We start from the raw sequence: 23,483 nt of genomic DNA, 5'->3' as shown, positions 1-23,483 counted from the left end.
GCGGGCGGGCGGGTCAGCGGGAGCCGCGGAACTCGGCGCCCTCCACGATCAGCCCGGCCACCAGGGCCCCGGTCATCCCGGCGTGCGCCAGCCCGCCGCCCGGGTGCGCCCAGCCGCCCGCCAGGTAGAGTCCCGGCACGGCCGTGGTGTTGGCGGGGTACAGCAGCCGGCCCCCGGCCCCCGCGAGCGCGGGCGGGGGCACCGCGCCGCCCACCGCGCCGGTCGCGGCCTCGACGTCGGCCGGGGTGCGCGCCTCGTGCCACAAAAGCCGCTCCCGCAGCCCCGGTACGGCCTTCCCGGCGAGCTCCAGCAGCTCCTCGGGCTCCTGGGGCCCCGGGCTCCCGGGCCCGCGGACGGCGCTGACCGTGACGGCCTCGTGGTCCGCGTCGGGGCGGGTGGTGGGGTCGTCGGGGCGCAGGACGGTGACGACCAGGCCGGGGGAGTGCACCAGGGTGCGGTGGACCGGGGGTCCCTGCGGACGGAGTCCGGGAGAGTCCGCGGGGCGGGCGCCGCGCAGCGCGAGGAAGAGCGTGAGCCGGCTGGGCAGGCCCTCGCCGCGGGCGGGAACCGCCTCCGGCGGCCACGGCAGGGAGGCGGCCGGCAGCAGCCGCGGGTCGATCCCGCAGACGACGGAGTCGGCGGCCACTTCGGTGCCGTCGGCCAGCAGCAGACCGGCGGCGCGGCCCTGCGGTGCGAGGACCTCCCGGACCTCCGCCCCGAAGACGAACTCCACCTTCCGTTCCCGGCAGCGCTCGTAGACGGCGGTGGCCAGCGCCCGCATCCCGCCGCGTACGTACCAGCTGCCGAAGGTCTGCTCCATGTACGGCAGCACGGCGGCCGATCCGGGGGCCCGGGCGGGGTCGATCCCGTACGCGCCCACCAGGCCGGTCAGCAGCTCGCCGAGGCCGCCGCCCAGCTCCCGGTCGGCCACCTCGGCGAGGGTCGGCGGGCGGCGGCGCAGCAGGCCGCTGCGGCGCAGGGCGGGGTACGGGTCGGCGGACAGCGCCTGCCGGTCCGCGCGCAGCGGCTCCTCCAGCAGCGGGCGGCGGGTGGTGTCCCAGGCGTCCCGGGCGCGGCCCAGCACGGCGTTCCAGCGCTCGCCCGCGCCCTGGCCGAAGGCCTGGTCGAGGGCGGCGGCGACACCGCCGTGCGAGGCGCCGGGGAGGGTGACGTCGACGTCGTGGCGGGGGAGGACGTGCCGGACGGCCGGGTCGGCCTGGACCATGTCGACGCAGGCCTCCAGGGGCCGCTTGCCGGTCTTCACGAAGAGGTCGCGGTAGACGGCGGGCAGGTGCAGCAGGCCCGGCCCGGTGTCGAAGGCGAAGCCGTCGCGCTCGTACCGGCCGACCGCGCCGCCGTACGTCGCCGCGCGCTCGTACACCGTCACCTGGTGCCCTGCCACGGCCAGCCGGGCCGCCGTCGCCATCGCGCCCATGCCGGCGCCGATCACCGCAATTCGTGCCATGCGGGTGAGCCTATCGAGGCCGTGGGCGGCGGTCGGCGGGGCGGTCGGGCCAGGTGGCGGGGCGGGTGGCCGGGCGGGGTGGCGGGGCGGGCGGTCAGCGGGGTGGCGCTCCGGTGGCCTCGCGGGCCTCGGTGGCCAGCCGCTTCTCCTCGCGGCGCTGGGCGCGGCGGCGCAGGAAGCGGCGGATCCGGGTCCAGAGGAAGATCAGTATGGCCAGCCCGGCGGCCAGCAGGAGGGCTGCGATGACCGCCGCGGCCACGGGGTTGAACATCGCGAACGTTATGAGCGCGGCCACTCCGAGGTCCTCGGCCATGCTCATCGCGACGTTGCTGAGCGGCTCGGGCGAGGTGTTGATCGCCATCCGGGTGCCGGCCTTGACGAAATGGCTGGCCAGCGCCGTGGAGCCGCCGATCACGCCGGCGGTGATGTCGGACAGCGAACCGCTCTGGCCGGCCAGCAGCGCGCCGACCACGCCACCGGCCACCGGGCGGATCACGGTGTGGACGGAATCCCACACCGAGTCCACGTACGGGATCTTGTCGGCGACCGCCTCGCAGAGGAACAGCACCGCCGCGACGATCAGCACGTCGGTACGTTGCAGCGACGCGGGGACCTCGTCGGACAGGCCGGTCGCGCCGAAGATGCCGAGCAGGAGGACCACGGCGTAGGCGTTGATCCCACTGGCCCAGCCGCTGGTGAAGACCAGGGGGAGCACACTCACCCGATCATGATGCCGCAGAAAGGGTGATCGGATGGTCGGAACGCACGACAGAACGCACAGCAGTGAGGGGACGACCGCACACGGCGGCCGTCCCCTCACTCACGATGTCGTGGGGCTACTGCCCCTGTTCGTCACGGCGGCGCTGCCACCGTTCCTCGATGCGGGTCATCATCGACCGACGCTGCCGGTTCCGGCCACGGGCCGAACCGCCTGCACTTCCGGAGACGGGCTGTTCGCCAGGCTTGGGTGCCTTGCGCCAACCGGTGACCACGAGGACCGTACAGCCCAGCATGACGAGAAAACCCACCACGCTGATCCACAGTACGTTCGGCACGATCACACCGGTCATGAGGAGCGCGATACCCACCAGAATGCCTACGACTGCCTGGTAGACCCGTCGCCGGGTGTACGTGCGCAGTCCGCTGCCCTCAAGCGCTGTCGCGAACTTGGGATCTTCGGCGTACAGCGCTCGCTCCATCTGCTCGAGCATTCGCTGCTCGTGCTCCGAGAGCGGCACGGGAGTCCTCCTCATCCGTCGGTCGCGGGGGGTAGCGACCAGGGGTCCCCTTCAGGATAGGCGGGGAATCGCCCCCGTGATACCCGCCCTCTATACCGGGCTGTGAATAAGGCCCACAGCCCGAAAACCCGTACCGCCGCGGGGGCGGTTATTGAGGCGTTCATTCCCCAACGGCCCGTCCACCATGCCGGTCACTGACCCGATCATACGGGGCCGACTGCTGGTTCGGAGGGTGTGTGGAAACTCCGTGCGCGGAAGATCGCAGATCAGGACTGCTTCTCACCCAGCACGTGCAGCTGTGTGGCCACGGCGTGGAAGGCGGGCAGCTCCGCGGCGGCCTCCTCCAGACGCAGCAGCGCCTCCACCGCGCCCGGCTCGGTGTCCACCAGGACCCCTGGAACGAGGTCGGCGAAGATCCGCACGCCGTGGACGGCGCCGACCGCGAGCCCGGCCCCGCCGACCAGCTCGGAGAGCTGCTCGGCGGTGAAGCGGCGCGGCACCGGGTCGCCGGATCCCCAGCGGCCGGCCGGGTCGGTGAGGGCGGTACGGGCCTCCGTGAAGTGCCCGGCCAGGGCCCGTGCGAGCACGGCCCCGCCGAGGCCGGCGGCCAGCAGGCTGAGCGTGCCGCCGGGGCGCAGGGCCGCCACCGCGTTGGCCACGCCCTCCGCCGGGTCGTCCACGTACTCCAGCACGCCGTGGCAGAGCACCGCGTCGTACGCGTCCCGCTCGACGACTTCCAACAGGCCCTGGGCGTCGCCCTGTACGCCGCGCACCAGGTCGGCGACGCCGGCCTCGGCCACCCGGCGCTCCAGCCCGAACAGCGCGTTCGGGCTGGGGTCGACGACGGTGACCCGGTGGCCCAGGCGGGCCACCGGCACGGCGAACTTGCCGGTGCCGCCACCGGTGTCCAGCACGTCCAGCACATCCCGCCCGGTCGCCTTCACCCGGCGGTCGAGCGCCTCCTTGAGGACCTCCCACACCACGGCGGTGCGAAGGGAGGCGCGGGGGCGGGAAGTGTCCGACACGGCTGATGGCTCCTCGGCGCGGTTTGGGAAGGCGGAGCGGTCAGTGCCCCACCCCGCCCCACCCTATTGCCTCCCGCCGCGGGGCAGCTCATCCCGCGTCCGGACGCTCCGGACGCGGGATCGGCACGGCCTGCGGCAGCGTCTGCTGCGGCGGCTGGATCGCGAGCATCCGCTCCACCAGGCGCAGGAACATCGCGACGGCGCGCACCAGATCGTCCGCGTCCCGGACGGTCGCCGCATCGGCTATGCCCGCCTCGGCCCGGGCCCGGCGGGCGGCGCCGGAGGCGAAGAGCGCGCTCCACTCGGTCAGCTCCGGCGCTATCTCCGGCAGCACCTCCCACGCGCTGCGGATCCGCGGCCGCCGCCGCGGGTGGACCGGCTCGGGCCGCCCTCGCGCGGCGAGCACGGCCGCGGCGGTGCGCAGCGCGGCGAGGTGGGCGGTGGCGTACCGCTCGTTGGGCCGGGTCAGCCGGGCGGCCTCGGCCAGGCCGGTGTGGGCCTTGGCGAGCAGGTCGAGGGCGGCCGGGGGAGCTGCTGATCGCCGCAGGACGGGGTGGACAGGGGACGGGGACGGTGTGGCCATGACGAACCTCCTGTCGATGCGTTCCCACCATCGTGACGGGCGCCACTGACAATTGCTCTGACCTGCGGCTTTTCGGTCGTTCCCGGGACAACTGCCCCCGACTGGGCACCCGGTGGGCAGGAAGGTGGTAGTTTTTGAACTGACTGGTCAGTTCAAAAGAAGGGGGACGGCGTGGACAGCCCGCACGGCGCGGCCGTCAAAGCCGAGGACTTCGGACTCAAGGGCCCGCGCGGCTGGGCCTTCCGGGGAGTCGGCATCGACGCGGCGCCCGGCTCGCTCATCGCGGTCGAAGGCCCCTCCGGCACCGGCCGGACCTGTCTGCTCCTGGCCCTCACCGGACGCATGAAGCCCACCGCGGGCCACGCCGAGGTCGGCGGCCACCGGCTGCCGAAGCACATGACGGCCGTCCGCCGGGTAGCCGCCCTCGGACCGGTCGCCGGGGTCACCGACCTCGACCAGGCCCTCACCGTCGCCGAACAGCTGCGCGAGGGCGCCCTGCTCCACCGCCACTACGACGGCCCGGTCCGCGCCCTGCTGCGTTCCCCGGCCGAGCGCCGGGCCGACGCCCGGGCCCGGATCGAGGCCGCCCTGGACACCGCCGGGCTGGACCTCACCACGCTGCCCAAGGGGCCGCGCACCTCCGTACGGGACCTGGAACGCCTGGAGTCCGTACGGCTGTCCGTGGCCATCGCGCTGCTGGGCTCGCCGCGGCTGCTGGCCCTGGACGACCTCGACCTGAAGCTCTCCGACACCGAGCGCACGGAGGCCTGGGCGCTGCTGCGCTCGATCGCCGCCGCCGGGACCACCGTCCTCGCGGTGTGCAGCGAGGCCCCCGACGACGCCGTCGTCGTGCGGACCGGCCCGCAGGAACCGGCCGCGCCGGACGCAGGCGCGGACCCGGCCGCGGACGCAGCCCCGGCCGCCGAGGCGGACACCGAGAACGACGCCGAGAACGAGACCGAAGAAACGAAGGGGGCGGACGATGCGCTCGCCGAAGCTGGCCGCGCTTGAGCTGAAGCGGTTCGGGCGGGGGAAGCTGCCCCGGGCCGCTCTCGTGGCGCTCCTCCTGCTGCCGCTGCTCTACGGAGCCCTGTACCTCTGGTCCTTCTGGGACCCGTACAGCCGCCTCGACAAGGTGCCCGTCGCCCTCGTCAACGCCGACAAGGGCACGAGCGTGGGCGGCGAGCGCCTCGACGCGGGCGGCGCGATCACCAAGAAGCTCCACGACAGCAAGACCTTCGACTGGCGCGAGGTCAGCGCCGAGGAGGCCGCGAAGGGGCTGGAGAACGGGACGTACTACCTGTCCCTCACCATGCCCGCCGACTTCAGCGAGAAGATCGCCTCCAGCTCCGGCGAGGACCCCACCACCGGGGCCCTCCAGGTGCGCACCAACGACGCGAACAACTACATCGTCGGCTCGATCTCGCGCACCGTCTTCTCCGAGGTCCGCTCGGCGGCGTCCACCAACGCCTCGCGCGGATTCCTCGACAAGATCTTCGTCAGCTTCTCCGACCTGCACGACAAGACCGCCGAGGCCGCCGACGGCGCCGACAAGCTCAAGGACGGCGCGGGCAAGGCCCAGCAGGGCGCCAAGGAACTCGCCGACGGCCTCGACACGGCCGAGGAGAAGACCGGCGAGCTCAACAGCGGCCTGAAGAAGCTCAACTCGGGCGCGTCCAAGCTGGAAACCGGCTCCAAGGACGTCGCGGCCGGTACCCAGCGGCTCGCCGACAAGGTCAACGGCGCCGCCGACAAGGCCCGCCCGTTCGTCCAGGACCCCAAGAACCTGGCGGACACCGCCGAGCTGGTCGCCGACACCGCAAAGGTGGTCAAGAACCACCTCGACACCTTCGCCGACAAGGCCCCGGCCGCCGCCTCCGCCGCCAAGAAGGCCTCGACCGGCGCGGACGCGTACTACACCAAGCACTGCGTCACCCCGGGCAAGGAACCGCACCTGGCCTCCTGCCCCGACCTCAAGAAGGTCAAGGACGACGCCGCCGAGGCCGCCGAACTCACCGGCGACGTCAACACCCTCGTCAAGAACGCGAACGGCGACGTCGCCAAGCTCCGCACCCAGCTGACCGACCTGGAGAACAAGGCCCGCAAGCTCGTCGACAGGGCCCCCGGCCTCGCCTCCGACCTCGACGCGGCCGTCGCCCAGGTCAACGCCCTCAACGCCGGCGCCCACCAGGTCGCCACCGGCATGGCCCAGCTGCACACCGGCCTCGGCACCGCCACCGACGGCTCCGGCGCCATCAACGAAGGCGTCGGCAAGCTCGGCGACGGCGCCCACACCCTCGACGGCGGCATGTACAAGCTGGTCGACGGCAACCGCGACCTCGCCGACGGCCTCCACAAGGGCGCCGGCCAGATCCCCGACTACGACCAGCAGCAGCGCGATGCCCGTACCGAGGTCATGGCCGACCCGGTCCGGCTCGCCAACCAGTCCCTGCACAAGGCGCCCAACTACGGCACCGGCTTCGCCCCCTACTTCATCCCGCTCTCCCTCTGGGTCGGCGCGATGGTCGCCTACATGCTCATCGCCCCGCTCAACAAGCGGGCTCTGGCCGCGGGCGCCTCGCCCTGGCGGATCGCCCTCGCGGGCTGGCTGCCCGTGGCGGGGATCGGCGCCGCGCAGGTCGGCCTGCTCATGTCCGTGCTCCACTGGGCCCCGGGCCTCGGCCTGCAGATGGCCCACCCGGCCCGCACCATCGGCTTCCTGCTGCTGGTCACCGGCTGCTTCGCGGCGATCGTCCAGTGGCTCAACGCCAAGTTCGGCGCCGCCGGGCGGATCCTGGTCCTCGCCGTCCTGATGCTCCAGCTCACCTCGGCGGGCGGCACGTACCCCGTGCAGACCAGCCCCGGCTTCTTCAACGCCATCCACCCGTACCTGCCGATGTCGTACGTCGTCGAGAGCCTGCGCCACCTCATCACGGGCGGCGACCTGACCTCCGTCTGGCAGGGCTGCGCGGTCCTGGTGGCCTTCACTGCGGGCGCCCTCGCCCTCACCGCGCTGGCCGCCCGCGGCAAGCAGGTGTGGACGATGGACCGGCTCCACCCGGAACTGAGTCTGTAAGGACCCGTTGACCTGTGAGAATCAGCGCCATGGAACACAAGCCCGGGACGGGCACCAGCGGCGGCCGCCGCCAGGCCACCCGCCAGAAGCTCTACGAGGCGGCCGTGACCCTCATCGCCGAGCAGGGGTTCTCCGCGACCACGGTCGAGGAGATCGCCGAGCGCGCGGGCGTCGCGAAGGGCACCGTCTACTACAACTTCGCCAGCAAGAACGAGCTCTTCGAGGAGCTGCTGCGGCACGGGGTCGGGCTGCTGACCGCCTCGCTGCGGACGGCGGCGGAGGAGACCGAGGCGCGGGGCGGCAGTCGCGTGGAGGCGCTCGACGCGATGATCCGGGCCGGTCTCGTCTTCATCGACCGGTACCCGGCCTTCACCCAGCTCTACGTCGCCGAGCTGTGGCGGACCAACCGGGCGTGGCAGTCCACGCTGATGGTCGTCCGGCAGGAGGCGGTGGCCGTGGTCGAGACGGTGCTGCGGGAGGGCGTCGAGCGCGGGGAGCTGAGCGCGGAGATCGACGTGCCGCTGACCGCCGCCGCGATGGTCGGCATGGTGCTGGTGGCGGCCCTGGACTGGCAGTCCTTCCAGAGCGAGCGGTCCCTCGACGACGTGCACTCGGCGCTGTCGCTGCTGCTGCGGGGCCGGGTCAGCGGAAACCGCTGAAGCCGGGCGGCCGACCCCCCAGTCGGCGGTGCCGCCGGGGCGTCGCAGCCCGTACAACTGGTGGGGCCCGCCGCGGCGACTGAGTACCCGTACCTAGGCACGGAGATGAGTACGCGCACGGATGGGCTCCCACCTGCGCGGACGCCAGACTGGGAGCAACGGACAGGAGACCCGGTCCGCACCGCCGGCACGGGGCTGCGGAGCGGACCGGGTACCTCCTTCCGTGACGCGGTACGCGGACGCGGCGGGGCTCGGGGGGATCGAGCCTCGCCGCGTTCGCGCGTTCACGCGTCCGCGGGTGCCAGACCCCGGCCCGTGCGCCCGGGGCGGGGCTCTGCCCCGTCAGCCCCGGCCGCGGAGCGGCAGGCGCAGCCGCAGTGCGGCCAGGCGGGCGGAGACCGACGAGGTCAGGGCCGACCAGCGGCGGATCAGGGCCCAGGAGAGCCGGGCCGCCGAGCGCGGCAGGAGCAGCGACCGCAGTCGGGCGGGCCGGCCGACGCCGGCCAGCAGGCCCGCACGGGCCAGCAGGACGTCGTCCGCGAGCCCCGGGTACGAGACCTCCGTGCCCGGCGGCGCGTACAGGGCCCGTTCCAGCGCACCCGCGACCCGATGGACCGCGCCCGCGGCCTCCGGCTCCAGACGGCCGAGCTCCACGACGCGGCCCGCCGCCCGGCGCGGCGACAGGGCCTCGTCAGGGACCACACCCACGTCCCATGCGGCGTCGCCCAACTCCCGCCAGGCCGCCGGTACCTCGCCGGTGCCCAGCCGCCGGGCCCGCAGCCGGCTCCGCCACAGCAGGGGCAGCAGCGGCAGGCCGAGCAGCGCCGCCACGCCCGCCGTCCAGCCCAGTACGGCCGTCGCCGACGGCCCGCCGCCACCGGACGCGGCCGGCTTCGGCGCGGCCGCACCGCACTCGCCGAGCTTCTTCGCCTCCGGCGGGCAGTCGTCCGACTTCGACGGCGCGGCGGACGGTGCCACCGCACTCGTCGAGGGCAGCGGCGCCGGCGCGGACGGCTGGGCCGCCGGCACCTGCGGCCGGGAGTAGTCCGGCACCGTGATGCCCGACCGGGGCGTCGGCTCGAACCGCGTCCACCCCACACCCTCGAAGTACAGCTCCGGCCAGGCGTGCGCGTCCCGCATGGACACGTTGACGCTGCCGTCCGACTGCGCCTCACCCGGGGTGAAGCCCACCGCCACCCGCGCCGGGATGCCCAGCGACCGGGACATGGCAGCCATCGAGAACGCGAAGTGGATGCAGAAGCCCTCCTTGTCGGCCAGGAAGCGGGCGACCGCCTGCGGACCCGTGCCCGAGGCCGTCCTCGTGTTGTAGCGGAATCCGCCGTTCACGGCGAAGAAGTCCTGGAGCTTCACCGCCCGCGTGTAGTCGTCCTTCGCCCCCTGCGTCACCGAGCGGGCCGTGTCGGCGACCACCGGCGGCAGGTTGTCCGGCAGCTTCGTGTACTCGGCCTTGATGACCGAGTCCGGCTCCGGGGCCTTCTGCAGCTGCTGCGCCGTCGGCTTGAGCAGCAGGCTGCGCACCGTGTACATCGCGCCCTGGACGTTCTGGAACCTGTCCTTGCCCAGCTGGTCCCCGACCAGGGTCCGGCCGACCGGCTCGAACCGCCACTTCCCGCCGATGTCCACCGAGGTCGCCGGGTACGGCATGGGCAGGTAGCGCTGGGTGTAGCTGTCCGCCGCCGAGATGCTGGTCCGCACCTCGGTCGCGGACTTCAGGACCGGGCCGCCGAGGCCGGGCGGATCCGGCATCCGCTCCGGAACATCGATCAGGGTCCGCCCGGAGGCCTCCCACTTGACCCCGTTGAACTCGTCCAGGGCCAGGATCCGCAGGTACTGTTCGCCCTGCTGCGGGCTGTCCGTCCGGTACTTCAGCACCACCCGGTTGTCCGGCGCGTTCAGGCTGCTCTGCAGGGAGACCAGCGGGTTCACCGCCGAGATCGTCCCGCCCGCCCCGCTGCCGGCCCCGTCGCCGTCGCCCGCCGCGCCCAGCAACCCGCCGCCGAGCGCGGGCAGCGCCGCCGGCACCACCAGCGCCAGGCCCAGGGCCACCGCGCCGATCCGCCGGCCGGTCCGTACCGGGGCCGTCACCTGGCCGCCCGCACCGGCGCCCAGGCCGGAGGCGGCCGTGGTCCGGTCGCGCGCGCCGCCGCCGAAGACCCGGCCCCACTGGGCGAGCCGGTCACGGCCCTCGGCCAGCAGCAGCATCAGGTACCCGCAGCCCGCCAGCAGGAAGGAGATCCAGGAAGCGTTCCCGCCGCCCGACAGGCCCGCGGCCACCGAGTACAGCGCGAGCAGCGGCAGCCCCGCCGCGGCGGCCGTCCGTACGGTCACCGCCAGCAGGTCCACCAGCAGCCCGACCAGCAGCACCCCGGTCACCAGCAGCAGCCGGATGCCGTCCGTCAGCGGGGCCGGTATCGCGAACGTGCTCACGTCCCGCACGCCCTGCCGGAACAGGGCGCCGAAGTCCGTCACCAGGTAGGCCATCGGCCCGGTCCCGGTGGACCCGCCCTTGCCGCCGAAGAGGATCGCGAGCAGCAGCAGTGAGACCAGGAGCTGCGCGGCCACGGTCAGCGACCGTGCCAGCGGCACCCGCCGGGCCCCGGCACCCACGGTGCACTGCACGCCCAGCAGCAGCGCCGCCTGGAGCAGCCAGCCCGCGGTTTCGACCAGCGGAACCAGCGACCAGGAGGTGAGCAGCGTCGCCAGCGCCGCGAACAGCGTCACTCTCGCCCGCCCGCTCATGCCCGGCCTCCGGAGGTTCCCGTGGTGAACGCGGTGGTCCCGGCGTGCCGCCACAGCTCGGCGAAGGCCACCCCGGGCGGGGCGGCCAGCGCGGTCCAGCCCGCGTCGCGGAGTCTGCGCAGCCGCTCCTCCACAGGAGGCACGGCCTGCCCTGGCGCGGGCTGCCCGCCCCAGGTCGCGCAGTCCAGTACGAAGGCCACCGCACCCGAGGCGCGCTGGCGCATCCTGGCCGCCAGCTCCGTCTGTACGTCGTCCAGGTCGCCGAAGAAGGCGATGAGGAGCCCCTCCCCGCCGGATCCGCTGAAGCCGCCGCCGCGCACCGCGTCGTAGGCCCGGGAGAGCCCGGCGCCGTCCGAGTGCCCGACCACCGCGAGGGTGTCCATCATCAGCCCGGCGGCCTCCGCGGACTCGTCCCTGCCGGAGGAGAAGCCGCCGCCCTCACCGGGCACCGAGTCGCCGGTGTCCGTGAGCAGCCGGACCGAGAAGCCCTGCTCCAGGAGGTGCACCAGGGCCGACGCGGCCCCGGAGACGGCCCATTCGAAGGCGGAGTCGGGACCGGCGCCGTCGAAGGCGATCTGGCGGGTGTCCAGCAGGACGGTGGCGCGGCTGCGCTGCGGCTGCTCCTCGCGGCGGACCATCAGCTCGCCGTAGCGGGCCGTGGAGCGCCAGTGGACGCGGCGCAGGTCGTCGCCGCGCCGGTAGGTGCGCGGGATGACGTCGTCGTCGCCGGCCAGGGCCAGCGAGCGGCGGCTGCCGTCGCCGTAGCCGGAGGATTCGCCCGTCAGGCGCACCGGCGGCAGCGGCTCGGTGCGCGGGATGACGGTGAGGGTGTCGTAGGTGCTGAAGGAGCGGGTCAGCTCGACCAGCCCGAAGGGGTCGGTCAGCCGCAGCTGGAGCGGGCCCAGCGGGTAGCGGCCGCGGAGGTCGGAGCGGACCCGGTAGGACACCTCGCGGCGCCCACCGGGCTCGACCCGGTCCAGCACGAACCGGGGGCGCGGGCCGAGGACGTACGGCACGCGGTCCTGGAGCATCAGGAGGCCGGTGGGCAGCCGGGAGGTGTTGTCCATGCGCAGCTGCACCCGTGCCTCGGCGCCCGCGGGGACCCGCCCCGGGGTGAGCCGACGGCTGCCGGAGACCCGGTGGCGGGTGCGGTGCAGGGCGTAGACGCAGATCAGCGGCAGTACGGCGAGCAGCAGGCCGACCCTGAGGAGCTCACCTTGGCCCAGGACGTACGCGCATGCCGCGGCGGCGACCCCGGCGGCCAGGAAGGACCGGCCGCGGGTCGTCAGACCGGACAGCGACGTGCGCAGCCCGCCGCCGGCGCCGCGCGGGGCACCGGCGCTCATCAGAAGCCCCGGATGCCGGCGCCGGGCGGCATCTCGCCGCGGGCGTGCGCCGGGACGGGGGTGCGCTGCAGGATCTCGCCGACGACCTGCTCGGCGGTGCGCCGGTTCAGCTGGGCCTGGGCGGTGGGCAGCAGCCGGTGCGCGAGGACCGGTCCGGCCAGCGCCTGGACGTCGTCGGGCAGGACGTAGTCCCGGCCGGCCAGAGCGGCGGAGGCCTTCACGGCGCGCAGCAGGTGCAGGGTGGCCCGGGGCGAGGCGCCGAGGCGCAGGTCCGGGTGGCTGCGGGTGGCGGACACCAGGTCGACGACGTAACGCTTGACGGGCTCGGCCACGTACACCTCGCGGACGGCCTCTATGAGCTTGACGATCTCGTGGGCGTGCGCGACGGCCGTGAGGTCGTCGAGCGGGGAGAGCCCGCCGTGCACGTCGAGCATCTGGAGCTCGGCCTCGGGGCCGGGGTAGCCGACGGAGACCCGGGCCATGAAGCGGTCCCGCTGGGCCTCGGGCAGCGGGTAGGTGCCCTCCATCTCCACGGGGTTCTGGGTGGCGACGACCATGAAGGGGCTCGGCAGCGTGTACGTCGTGCCGTCGATGGTGACCTGGCGCTCCTCCATCGACTCCAGCAGCGCGGACTGGGTCTTCGGCGAGGCGCGGTTGATCTCGTCGCCGATGACGATCTGCGCGAAGATCGCGCCCGGCTTGAACTCGAACTCGCGGCGCTGCTGGTCGTAGATGCTGACGCCGGTGATGTCGGAGGGCAGCAGGTCCGGAGTGAACTGGATGCGCTGGACCGAGCAGTCGATCGACTTGGCGAGCGTCTTGGCGAGCATGGTCTTGCCGACGCCGGGGACGTCCTCGATCAGCAGGTGCCCCTCGGCGAGCAGCACGGTCAGCGCGAGGCGTACGACCTCGGGCTTGCCCTCGATCACGCTCTCGACCGACTGGCGCACCCGCTCCGCCGTGCTGGTCAGATCCGCGAGGCTCGCTCGGTCGTCATACGTCGTCACCTGGTTCTCCTCGGCCCAATTCCGGGGCCGACGCCCTTGGCGCATGACCGGCCCACCCCGAAAACACGGACACCGCGTCCGGAGGTTCCCGGGGGGTGTCTCCCCGCATTGTTGACGGCGTTACGGCCTTGTGTCACTCAAGAGCTGGGATCGATCTCCCGCAGGAGACCGGTGTGCACATCGAAGACGAAGCCTCGCACATCGTCCCGGTGGGGCAGGAAGGGGTTCGTCCGGACCCGCTGCATGGACTGGCGGACGTCCTGGTCCACGTCGCGGAAGGCCTCCACGGCCCAGGCGGGGCGCTGGCCGACCTCGTCCTCCAGCTCGTGCCGGAAGTCCTCGGTCAGGCTTTCGAGGCCGCAGCCCGTGTGGTGGATGAGTATCACCGCGCGGGTGCCCAGCGCCCGCTGGCTGATGGTGAGCGACCGGATGGTGTCGTCGGTGACCACGCCGCCCGCGTTGCGGATGGTGTGACAGTCACCGAGCTCCAGGCCGAGGGCGGCGTGCAGGTCGAGACGGGCGTCCATGCAGGCCACGACGGCCACCTGGAGGACGGGGTGGGCGTCCATTCCGGGATCGGTGAATTCCGCGGCGTACCGCCGGTTCGCCTCGACCAGCCGGTCGGTGACGGAACGGACGCCGGAAGCCTGGGGCGCGGAGTCGGCAGGCAGGGATGCGGAAGTCTTCATGCATACGACGTTAATGGTCACAGCTTGTGCGGGCATTGAGTGAGGAGGGACAAAGAAGGTCAACCAGCCTTGTTGTGAGCTAACCCACAGGGGTGAGGCGGGGGCGGCCGTCCGGGTGATTCAGGGCTTTTGCCGGTTCACAGAGAGAGACGGGCACGGCGCGCGAGGCGGTTCGTTGACCGCGGCGACCGTTGCACTAAAGTGACGCGAACCGGCCGGAGCCCGGCCCTGACCGGCCGCCCGGCCCCTTGGTAACACTCCGCGTGCGCGGCGCGGCGTATGCCTGCCGCGCCGTTATCTGAGAGGGCGCTTTGACTAGCGAGTCCCGACATGTCCCGGTGATGCTCCAGCGGTGCCTGGACCTGTTGGCCCCAGCGCTGGAGAGGCCCGGGGCCGTCGTCGTCGACTGCACCCTCGGCCTCGGCGGCCACAGCGAGGCCCTGCTGACCCGGTTCCCCGAGGTCCACCTCATCGGCCTCGACCGCGACAAGGAGGCCCTGCGGCTCTCCGGCGAGCGCCTCGCGCCCTTCGGCGACCGGGCCACCCTCGTCCACGCGATCTACGCCGACCTCGCCGAGGTCCTCGACGGACTGCGGATCCCGGCCGTCCAGGGCATCCTCTTCGACCTGGGCGTCTCCTCCATGCAGCTGGACGAGGCCGACCGCGGGTTCGCGTACGCGCAGGACGCGCCGCTGGACATGCGCATGGACCAGACGACGGGGATCAGCGCCGCCGAGGTGCTCAACACCTACGCGCCGGGCGAGCTCGTCCGGATCCTGCGCCAGTACGGCGAGGAGAAGCAGGCCAAGCGCATCGTGTCCGCGATCGTCCGGGAGCGGGAGAAGGAACCCTTCACCAACAGCTCCCGGCTGGTCGAACTGATCCGCGACTCCCTGCCGCAGGCCGCCAAGCGGACCGGCGGCAACCCCGCCAAGCGGACCTTCCAGGCACTGCGCATCGAGGTCAACGGCGAGCTGTCGGGGCTGGAGAGGGCCATTCCGGCGGCCGTGGACCGGATCGCGGTCGGCGGCCGGATCGCGGTGCTCTCGTACCACTCGCTGGAGGACCGCCTCGTGAAGCAGGTCTTCGCGGCGGGCGCGGCCTCCACTGCCCCGCCCGGGCTGCCGGTGGTCCCGGAGAAGTACCAGCCGAAGCTGAAGCTGCTGACGCGCGGCGCTGAGCTGCCCACCGAGGAGGAGATCGCCGAGAACCGGCGGGCCGCCCCGGCGAGGTTCCGCGGGGTCGAACGCATCCGGGAGGCGCGGCTGTGACCAAGGCCGGGAAGGTCGCCACGCTGACCCGCGGGCAGGCGGCCCGCCTCGGCCGGGCACTCGGCGGCCGCCCCGTGCGCCCGGCCCGGCCCGCCCGGCCGGGGTCCGGCGGGCAGGCGGCGCGGATGCCGTTCGTCCTGCTGGTCGTGGCACTGCTCGCGGGCGGCCTGATCAGCCTGCTGCTGCTGAACTCGGCCCTGAACGAGGGCTCCTTCCAGCTCAGCAAGCTGAAGAAGGAGACCACCGCCCTCACGGACGAGGAGCAGGCGCTGCAGCGCGACGTGGACGGCTACTCGGCACCCGACGCGCTGCAGCGGCGGGCGCAGGAGCTGGGCCTGGTCCCGGGCGGCAGCCCGGTCTTCATCGGCCCGGACGGCAAGGTCGCCGGCTCCGCGGCGGCGGCCGAACAGCCTGCTCCGGCGAGCCCGCCGCCCTCGGCCGCTCCTTCGGCCGCGGCGGCCCCCGGGGGCGCCCCCCAGCCTCCGCAGCAGCCCAACCCCAACCCAGGCAGGTGACGTCGTGACGCCGATGGCCGCGGTGCCGTTGCGCAGCCCTGCGGGGCCTTCCCCCACCCCGCCCTTCCCCCTCCCCCGGACTCCGTCCGGGAGGGACCCCCACCCGGGACCCGCCCGGACCCGGCCTTCGAACGCGGTGCGGCCGACGGCGGCGGGCACATGAGCCCGCAGGAGCCGCCGCGGCGGCGCGTGCCCGGGCCGGGGCGGCCCCGCGGCGGAGCCACGGCCCGCCCGGCGGCCTCGCGCCCGGCGACCCGGCGGCCCGCGACGCCCAGACGGCCCCACACCATCCGGCTCGGCAGCCCCCGCCCCCGGCTGCGCCTCGTCGGCGTCGGCCTGACCCTCGTCATGCTCGCCTTCGTCGTGCGCCTGCTCCAGGTCCAGGCCGTCGACGCCTCCGCCTTCTCCGCCGAGGCCTCCAAGAACCGCTACACCAGCGTCAAGCTGGCCGCCGAGCGCGGGGAGATCACCGACCGCAAGGGCGTGGCCCTGGCCACCAGCGTCGACGCGTACGACATCACCGCCGACCCGAAGATGTTCACCCCGCAGGACAGCAAGGCCCCGGACGCCCCCGAGCAGGCCGCGGCCCTCCTCGCCCCCATCCTCGGCAAGGACGCCAAGGAGCTCACCGGGCGGCTGAAGACCAAGAACACCCGGTACGTCGTCCTCGCCCAGCGCCAGACCCCCCAGGTCTGGAACCAGATCAAGGACCTCAAGCGGGTCTTCGCGGAGAAGGCGGCGGCCGACAAGAAGAACAACGGCCCCGGTGCCAACGTCCTCGCCGGCGTGTTCAACGAGGACAGCAGCAAGCGCGTGTACCCGGGCGGCGACCTGGCCGCCGGGATACTGGGCTACGTCAACGCCGAGGGCAAGGGCGCCGGCGGTCTGGAGTCCTCCCTCGACAAGAAGTTGTCCGGCAAGGACGGCGAGGTCACCTACGCCCAGTCCGGCGGCCGCCGGGTCCCCACCGCCGGGTCCAGCGAGAAGCCCGCCGTGCCCGGCGAGGACATCGAGCTGACCATCGACCGCGACATCCAGTGGGCGGCGCAGAGCGCCATCACCGAGCAGGTCCAGAAGTCCGAGGCCGACCGCGGCTACGTCATCGTCCAGGACACCCGCACCGGCGAGGTGCTGGCGATGGCCAACGCCCCCGGCTTCGACCCCAACGACCTGACCCGGGCCCGCTCCGCCGCCATGGGCAACGCCGCACTCCAGGACGTGTACGAGCCCGGCTCCACCGCCAAGGTGATGTCGATGGCCGCCGTACTGGAGGAGAAGAAGGCCACCCCGGAGACCCACGTCGAGGTCCCCAACCGGCTGCACCGGGGCGACCGGCTGTTCAAGGACGACATCGACCACCCGACCTGGTACCTGACCCTCAACGGGGTCCTCGCCAAGTCCTCCAACATCGGCACCATCCTGGCCACCGGCCAGCTCGGTGCCACCCAGCCCGAGGCCAACAGGGTCCTGCACTCCTACCTGACCAAGTTCGGCATCGGCCGGCCCACCGGCCTGAACTACCCGGGCGAGTCCCGCGGCATCCTCGCGAAGCCCGAAGCCTGGTCCACCTCCCAGCAGTACACGATTCCTTTCGGCCAGGGCCTGTCCCTCAACGCCATGCAGGCGGCGTCCGTGTACTCGACCATCGCCAACGGCGGGGTCCGCATCGAGCCCACCCTCGTCCGCGGCACCAAGGGCCCCGACGGCCGCTTCACCCCGGCCCCGGCACCCGAACGCAGCCGCGTGGTCAGCCAGGAGACCGCCAGGTCCCTCGCCGAGATGCTGGAGTCCGTGGTCGACGACCAGGAGGGCACCGGCACCAAGGCCCGCATCCCCGGCTACCGCGTCGGCGGCAAGACCGGTACCTCCAACCGGGTGGATCCGGCCACCGGCCGCTACAAGGGCTACACGGCCTCCTTCGCCGGGTTCGCGCCCGCCGACAATCCGCGCGTCACCGTCTACTGCGCCATCCAGAACCCCACGAAGGGCAGCTACTTCGGCGGCCAGATCTGCGGCCCGATCTACAAGAAGGTCATGGAGTTCGCCCTGAAGACCCTCCAGATCGCCCCTACCGGGACCGCCCCCGCCGGGCTCCCCGTCACCTACGAATCCGGCCCGCAGGCCGCCCAGCCGGCCGACCCGCAGCCGAGTACGCAGCCCAGTCCGCAGCCCGGTCAGTGACCCACAGCCCGGCCGGCCCGCCAGAAACGCGATGAGGCACCATCAGTGACAACGATCACCCCGAAACCCGGGAACCAGACGGCCACCGGCACCGAGGCCGGGCCCTCACTTCGCGGGCGGCCCGCCGCGCCCGGTACGCTCACCGCCGTGCCCCACGCTGATCAGCCCAGAAACGCCCAGAAAGACGCCCCGGCAGTGCCGCCGGGAGCGCCACGGCCCGTGTCCGCCCGCCCGACCCCTCTGGGCGAGCTGGCCACCCTGCTGGGCGTCCCGGCGCCAGGCACCGCGGAGATCACCGGCATCACGCACGATTCCCGTGCGGTCCGCCCCGGAGACCTGTACGCGGCGCTGGCGGGAGCCAGGACGCACGGCGCCGACTTCGTCGCCCAGGCGGCCGCCCTCGGCGCCGCCGCCGTGCTGACCGATCCCGCCGGGGCCGAGCGCGCCGCCGCGACCGGCCTGCCCGTCCTCACCGTCGCCGACCCGCGCGGCCGGATGGGCGAACTCGCCGCCACGATCTACGGCCGTCCGGGCGAGCACCTGCTCCAGATCGGTATCACCGGCACCTCAGGCAAGACCACCACGGCGTACCTCGTCGAAGGCGGACTGCGCGCGGCGGGCCGCACCACCGGACTCGTCGGCACCGTCGAGATGCGCATCGGCGACGAGCGCATCAAGTCCGAGCGGACCACCCCCGAGGCGACCGACCTCCAGGCCCTCTTCGCGGTCATGCGCGAACGCGGGGTCGAGGCCGTCGCCATGGAGGTCTCCAGCCACGCCCTGGTGCTCGGCCGCGTCGACGGCTGCGTCTTCGACGTCGCGGTCTTCAACAACCTGAGCCCGGAGCACATGGAGTTCCACACGGGCATGGAGGACTACTTCCAGGCGAAGGCGGGGCTCTTCACCGAGCGCCGGGCCCGCCGGGGCGTGGTCAACCTCGACGACGAGTACGGCCGCCGCCTGGCCAAGGAGGCGCCGATCCCGGTCGTCACCTTCTCCGCCGCGGGCGACCCGGCCGCCGACTGGCGCGCCGAGGACGTCGTGTTCGGACCCGCGAGCTCCACCCTGACCCTGGTCGGCCCCGAAGGACGGCGCGTACGCGCGACCGCGCCGCTGCCCGGCCCGTTCAACGTCGCCAACACCGTCGCCGCGATCGTCACCCTCGCCGCCGCCGGCCTCGACCCGCAGACCGCCGCCGACGGCGTCGCCGCGGTCCCCGGCGTCCCCGGCCGGCTAGAGCGGGTCGACGCCGGACAGCCGTACCTGGCCGTCGTCGACTACGCGCACAAGACCGACGCCGTCGAATCGGTCCTGCGCGCCCTGCGCGAGGTCACCGAGGGCAGGCTGCACATCGTGCTCGGCTGCGGCGGCGACCGCGACACCACCAAGCGCGCCCCGATGGGCGCCGCGGCCGCCCGCTTCGCCGACGTGGCCGTCCTGACCTCCGACAACCCGCGCTCCGAGGACCCCCTCGCGATCCTCGCCGCGATGTTCGAGGGCGCGGTGTCCGTACCGCCCGCCGAACGCGGCGCCGTCCTCGTCGACGCCGACCGGGCCGCGGCCATCGCCGCCGCCGTCGCGCTCGCCCGGCCCGGCGACACCGTACTGGTGGCGGGCAAGGGCCACGAGCAGGGCCAGGACACCGCGGGCGTCGTACGCCCCTTCGACGACCGCGAGGTGCTCCGCGCGGCCATCGAGACACAGCAGCGCAATGCCCGACAGGCCGAGGTGAACCAGTGATCGCCCTCTCCCTCGCCGAGATCGCCGACATCACCGGCGGGCGGCCCCACGACATACCGGATCCGTCCGTGCAGATCAGCGGTCCCGTCGTCATCGACTCCCGCCAGGTCGAGGCCGGCAGCCTGTTCGCCGCCTTCGACGGCGAGCACGTCGACGGCCACGACTACGCCGGGCGCGCCGTCGCCGCCGGAGCCGCGGCCGTCCTCGCGGCCCGGCCGGTCGGCGTACCCGCCATCGTCGTCCCCGACGTGGAGAAGGCGCTCGGCGCCCTCGCGCGGGCCGTCGTCGGGCGCCTCGGCACCGACGTGGTGGCCCTGACCGGCTCCGCGGGCAAGACCTCCACCAAGGACCTCATCGCGCAGGTGCTCCAGGCCCACGCGCCCACCGTGTGGACCCCGGGCTCCCTCAACAACGAGATCGGCCTGCCGCTCACCGCCCTGAAGGCCACCGCCGAAACCCGGCACCTGGTACTGGAGATGGGGGCCCGCGGGATCGGCCACATCGCGTACCTCACCGGCCTGACCCCGCCGCGCATCGGGCTCGTCCTCAACGTCGGGACCGCCCACATCGGCGAGTTCGGCGGCCGCGAGCAGATCGCGCAGGCCAAGGGCGAACTGGTGGAAGCCCTTCCCGCGGAGAGCGAGGGCGGAGTCGCCGTCCTCAACGCCGACGACCCGCTCGTGCGCGCCATGTCCGCCCGTACGAAGGCCCGTACGGTCCTGTTCGGCGAGGCCGACGACGCCGACATCCGGGCCACCGAGGTACGGATGACCCCCGGGGGACAGCCCGCCTTCACACTCCACACACCGACCGGGTGCAGCGATGTGACCTTGCGCCTGTACGGTGAGCACCACGTGTCGAACGCGCTCGCCGCTGCCGCCGTGGCCCATGTACTGGGCATGTCCACCTCGGAGATCGCCACCGCGCTATCCGGAGCGGGCACCTTGTCCCGGTGGCGGATGGAGGTCACCGAGCGGGCCGACGGCGTGACGATCGTCAACGACGCCTACAACGCGAATCCCGAGTCCATGCGGGCCGCTCTGCGAGCGCTGGCCGCGATGGGCGGCGCCGCCAGGGCGAACGGGGGGCGCACGTGGGCGGTGCTCGGCCCCATGGCCGAACTCGGTGACGCATCGCTGGCCGAGCACGACGCGGTGGGACGGCTTGCCGTCCGGCTCAACGTGAGCAAGCTCGTGGCAGTCGGGGGCCGGGAAGCGTCCTGGCTGCAACTGGGCGCATATAACGAGGGTTCGTGGGGTGAGGAGTCGGTGGTCGTGTCCGACGCGCAGGCGGCGGTGGACCTTTTGCGCAGTGAACTGCGCCCGGGGGACGTCGTGCTGGTGAAGGCTTCCAGGTCGATCGGCCTGGAGCGGGTCGCGCTGGCGCTCCTTGAGCGCGAGGGCGAGGTCGCCGACCGATGAGGCAGATCCTGTTCGCCGGTGTCATCGGCATGTTCCTGACCGTTGTCGGAACGCCGCTGCTGATCAAGCTGCTGGCCCGCAAGGGCTACGGCCAGTTCATCCGTGACGACGGCCCCCGCGGCCACGCCGGGAAGAAGGGCACGCCCACCATGGGCGGTATCTCCTTCATCCTGGCCACGCTCATCGCGTACGCCCTGACGAAGGTGATCACCTCCAGCGAGCCCACGTTCTCGGGTCTGCTGGTCCTGTTCCTGATGGCGGGAATGGGCCTGGTCGGTTACCTGGACGACTACATCAAGATCGTCAAGCGGCGTTCGCTGGGTCTGCGGGCCAAGGCCAAGATGGCCGGACAGCTGATCGTCGGCATCGCCTTCGCGGTGCTCGCGCTCCAGTTCTCCGACTCGCGCGGGCTGACCCCGGCCTCCACCAGGCTGTCGTTCGTCACGGACTTCGGCTGGTCGATCGGCCCGGTGCTGTTCGTCGTCTGGGCACTGTTCATGATCCTGGCGATGTCCAACGGCGTGAACCTGACCGACGGCCTGGACGGCCTGGCCACCGGCGCGGCGGTGATGGTCTTCGGCGCCTACACCTTCATCGGCGTGTGGCAGTACCAGGAGTCCTGCGTGAACGCGCAGGACCTGACCAACCCGGGCGCCTGCTTCGAGGTGCGCGACCCGCTGGACCTCGCGGTCGTCGCCTCCGCCCTGATGGGCGCCTGCTTCGGCTTCCTGTGGTGGAACACCTCGCCCGCCAAGATCTTCATGGGTGACACCGGCTCGCTGGCGCTGGGCGGCGCGCTCGCCGGTCTGGCGATCTGCTCCCGCACGGAGTTCCTGATCGCCCTGCTCGGCGGCCTCTTCGTCCTCATCACCATGTCGGTCGTCATCCAGGTCGGCTCCTTCAAGCTGACCGGGAAGCGCGTCTTCCGGATGGCACCGCTGCAGCACCACTTCGAACTCAAGGGGTGGTCCGAAGTCCTTGTCGTGGTCCGCTTCTGGATCATCCAGGGCATGTGCGTGATCGTGGGTCTCGGTCTCTTCTACGCGGGATGGGCAGCCGACAAGTGACCTCCTGGCAGGGCATGAACATCACCGTCGCCGGCCTCGGCGTGAGCGGCGTCAGCGCCGCCCGCGCCCTGGCCGGCCTCGGCGCCGTCGTGACCGTCGTCGACGGCGGCGACAGCGAGGGCCACCGCGCCCGCGCCGCCGAACTCGGCGAGCTGGGGATCTCCGTACGCCTCGGCGACGCGGAAACCCTCCCCGAAGGCACCGGCCTCGTCGTCACCTCGCCCGGCTGGAAGCCCGACAGCCCGCTGTTCGCGGCCGCCGCGAAGGCCGGCGTCGACGTGGTCGGGGACGTGGAGATCGCCTGGCAGCTGCGCGGCCCCGGTGCGGCCCCCTGGCTGGCGATCACCGGGACCAACGGCAAGACCACCACAACCCAGATGCTCGCGTCGATCCTGAAGTCGGCGGGCTTGCGGACCGCGGCCGTCGGCAACATCGGCACGCCCATCATCGACGTGGTGCTCGGCGAGGAGACGTACGACGTGCTCGCCGTCGAACTCTCCAGCTATCAGCTGCACTGGGCGCCCTCGCTGCGCGCCCACTCGGCGGCCGTCCTCAACCTGGCCCCGGACCACCTCGACTGGCACGGCTCCATGGAGGCGTACGCCGCCGACAAGGGCCGCATCTACGAGGGCAACACCGTGGCCTGCGTCTACAACGTCGCCGACCCGGCCACCGAGGAACTGGTCGAGAACGCCGACGTCGAAGAGGGCTGCCGGGCGATCGGCTTCACCCTCGGCGCCCCCGGCCCCTCCATGCTCGGCGTCGTCGACGGCATCCTCGTCGACCGCGCCTTCGTGGAGAACCGGCAGAAGAACGCCCAGGAGCTCGCGCACGTCGCGGACGTCAACCCGCCCGCCCCGCACAACATCGCCAACGCGCTCGCCGCGGCGGCCCTGGCCCGCGCCTTCGGCGTCCCGCCGCGCGCGGTCCGCGACGGGCTGCGCGACTTCCGCCCCGACGCCCACCGGGTCGCGCACGTGGAGGCGGTGCACGGGGTCACGTACATCGACGACTCCAAGGCCACCAACACGCACGCGGCCGAGGCCTCCCTGGCCGCCTTCGAGCCGGTCGTCTGGATCGCCGGGGGCCTCGCCAAGGGCGCGACCTTCGACGAACTGGTCCGGAAGTCGGCGAAGCGGCTGCGCGGCGTGGTGCTGATCGGCGCCGACCGGGCGCTGATCGCCGACGCGCTGGCGCGACACGCCCCCGAGGTCCCGGTCGTCGACCTCGCCCGGACCGACACTGGGGCGATGCTCGCAGCGGTCCGGGAAGCGGCCCGGCTCGCCGAGCCCGGCGACACGGTCCTGCTGGCACCTGCCTGCGCCTCGATGGACATGTTCGCGAACTACAACAAGCGTGGGGACGCGTTCGCGGACGCGGTGCGCGAACTGGCCGCCGAGAGATCCTAGGTCGAACAGGCCGACGGGTCCTCCGGCCGAC

19 protein-coding genes are annotated in these 23,483 nt (G+C 73.1%); 10 read left to right on the top strand and 9 right to left on the bottom strand.

The window, feature by feature from the left end:
* Positions 1–13: 13 nt before the first annotated feature.
* From OG429_RS11730 to OG429_RS11710, 5 genes are all read right to left on the bottom strand, one after another.
* Entirely contained in the window at positions 14–1,465 is a 1,452-nt protein-coding gene (locus OG429_RS11730) for a phytoene desaturase family protein (RefSeq protein ID WP_328925251.1), read from the bottom strand.
* Between the two features lie 94 nt (positions 1,466–1,559).
* Entirely contained in the window at positions 1,560–2,186 is a 627-nt protein-coding gene (locus OG429_RS11725) for a DUF4126 domain-containing protein (RefSeq protein WP_328925250.1), read from the bottom strand.
* A 115-nt stretch (positions 2,187–2,301) separates the two neighbouring features.
* The gene (locus tag OG429_RS11720) at positions 2,302–2,703 is read right to left on the bottom strand and encodes a DUF3040 domain-containing protein (RefSeq protein WP_328925249.1); all 402 of its coding nucleotides are present in this window, start codon (positions 2,701–2,703) and stop codon (positions 2,302–2,304) included.
* 266 nt (positions 2,704–2,969) lie between these two features.
* Entirely contained in the window at positions 2,970–3,728 is a 759-nt protein-coding gene (locus OG429_RS11715; protein ID WP_328925248.1) for a class I SAM-dependent methyltransferase, read from the bottom strand.
* Positions 3,729–3,816: 88 nt separating this feature from the next.
* Positions 3,817–4,311: an SAV_6107 family HEPN domain-containing protein gene (locus OG429_RS11710; protein ID WP_328925247.1), complete on the bottom strand. Its 495-nt coding sequence runs from the start codon at positions 4,309–4,311 to the stop codon at positions 3,817–3,819.
* A gap of 171 nt (positions 4,312–4,482) precedes the next feature.
* Between OG429_RS11710 and OG429_RS11705 the strand changes: the two genes are divergently transcribed.
* From OG429_RS11705 to OG429_RS11695, 3 genes are read left to right on the top strand one after another with little or no spacing between them, the layout of a single operon-like run.
* The gene (locus tag OG429_RS11705; protein WP_328925246.1) at positions 4,483–5,322 is read left to right on the top strand and encodes an ATP-binding cassette domain-containing protein; all 840 of its coding nucleotides are present in this window, start codon (positions 4,483–4,485) and stop codon (positions 5,320–5,322) included.
* Positions 5,294–7,387 (top strand): YhgE/Pip domain-containing protein, encoded by a 2,094-nt coding sequence (locus OG429_RS11700; RefSeq protein WP_328925245.1) that lies wholly within the window; start codon positions 5,294–5,296, stop codon positions 7,385–7,387. The genes OG429_RS11705 and OG429_RS11700 overlap by 29 nt, the downstream gene beginning before the upstream one ends.
* 29 nt (positions 7,388–7,416) lie before the next feature.
* Complete coding sequence (locus OG429_RS11695; RefSeq protein ID WP_328925244.1) at positions 7,417–8,046, top strand: TetR/AcrR family transcriptional regulator; 630 nt, start codon at positions 7,417–7,419, stop codon at positions 8,044–8,046.
* A 342-nt stretch (positions 8,047–8,388) separates the two neighbouring features.
* Here OG429_RS11695 and OG429_RS11690 read toward each other — a convergent pair whose 3' ends face one another.
* The 4 genes from OG429_RS11690 to OG429_RS11675 all read right to left on the bottom strand — a co-directional run bounded on the left by OG429_RS11690 (position 8,389) and on the right by OG429_RS11675 (position 13,848).
* A complete protein-coding gene (locus OG429_RS11690; RefSeq protein WP_328925243.1) occupies positions 8,389–10,806 on the bottom strand; it encodes a transglutaminase family protein in 2,418 nt (805 codons plus the stop codon).
* Positions 10,803–12,152, bottom strand: coding sequence for a DUF58 domain-containing protein (locus OG429_RS11685; protein WP_328925242.1), 1,350 nt, complete (start codon positions 12,150–12,152; stop codon positions 10,803–10,805). Before OG429_RS11685 ends, OG429_RS11690 begins: the two co-directional genes overlap by 4 nt.
* On the bottom strand, positions 12,152–13,159 hold the full coding sequence (locus tag OG429_RS11680; RefSeq protein ID WP_328925241.1) for an AAA family ATPase: 1,008 nt from the start codon (positions 13,157–13,159) through the stop codon (positions 12,152–12,154). The genes OG429_RS11685 and OG429_RS11680 overlap by 1 nt, the downstream gene beginning before the upstream one ends.
* 137 nt (positions 13,160–13,296) lie before the next feature.
* Positions 13,297–13,848, bottom strand: a complete 552-nt coding sequence (locus OG429_RS11675; RefSeq protein ID WP_328925240.1) for a beta-class carbonic anhydrase — start codon at positions 13,846–13,848, stop codon at positions 13,297–13,299.
* Positions 13,849–14,189: 341 nt separating this feature from the next.
* On the opposite strand from OG429_RS11675, the gene rsmH reads away from it, so the two are divergent.
* The 7 genes from rsmH (at position 14,190) to murD (ending at position 23,452) form a co-directional block, all read left to right on the top strand.
* The gene (rsmH, locus tag OG429_RS11670) at positions 14,190–15,119 is read left to right on the top strand and encodes a 16S rRNA (cytosine(1402)-N(4))-methyltransferase RsmH (protein ID WP_405680041.1); all 930 of its coding nucleotides are present in this window, start codon (positions 14,190–14,192) and stop codon (positions 15,117–15,119) included.
* A complete protein-coding gene (locus OG429_RS11665; RefSeq protein WP_405680042.1) occupies positions 15,116–15,634 on the top strand; it encodes a hypothetical protein in 519 nt (172 codons plus the stop codon). The genes rsmH and OG429_RS11665 overlap by 4 nt, the downstream gene beginning before the upstream one ends.
* 159 nt (positions 15,635–15,793) lie before the next feature.
* Entirely contained in the window at positions 15,794–17,815 is a 2,022-nt protein-coding gene (locus tag OG429_RS11660) for a peptidoglycan D,D-transpeptidase FtsI family protein (protein WP_328925238.1), read from the top strand.
* A 45-nt stretch (positions 17,816–17,860) separates the two neighbouring features.
* The gene (locus OG429_RS11655; protein WP_328925237.1) at positions 17,861–19,555 is read left to right on the top strand and encodes a UDP-N-acetylmuramoyl-L-alanyl-D-glutamate--2,6-diaminopimelate ligase; all 1,695 of its coding nucleotides are present in this window, start codon (positions 17,861–17,863) and stop codon (positions 19,553–19,555) included.
* The gene (locus OG429_RS11650; protein WP_328925236.1) at positions 19,552–20,976 is read left to right on the top strand and encodes a UDP-N-acetylmuramoyl-tripeptide--D-alanyl-D-alanine ligase; all 1,425 of its coding nucleotides are present in this window, start codon (positions 19,552–19,554) and stop codon (positions 20,974–20,976) included. Before OG429_RS11655 ends, OG429_RS11650 begins: the two co-directional genes overlap by 4 nt.
* The gene (gene mraY, locus OG429_RS11645; RefSeq protein WP_328925235.1) at positions 20,973–22,043 is read left to right on the top strand and encodes a phospho-N-acetylmuramoyl-pentapeptide-transferase; all 1,071 of its coding nucleotides are present in this window, start codon (positions 20,973–20,975) and stop codon (positions 22,041–22,043) included. The genes OG429_RS11650 and mraY overlap by 4 nt, the downstream gene beginning before the upstream one ends.
* Entirely contained in the window at positions 22,025–23,452 is a 1,428-nt protein-coding gene (murD, locus tag OG429_RS11640; RefSeq protein ID WP_328925234.1) for a UDP-N-acetylmuramoyl-L-alanine--D-glutamate ligase, read from the top strand. Before mraY ends, murD begins: the two co-directional genes overlap by 19 nt.
* The last annotated feature ends 31 nt before the right edge of the window (positions 23,453–23,483 follow it).

Source organism: Streptomyces sp. NBC_00190 (assembly GCF_036203305.1).
Classification (GTDB): Bacteria; Actinomycetota; Actinomycetes; order Streptomycetales; family Streptomycetaceae; genus Streptomyces.
Note: the sequence above shows the minus strand (reverse complement) of the source record. Positions and strands in the feature narration are given on the sequence as shown.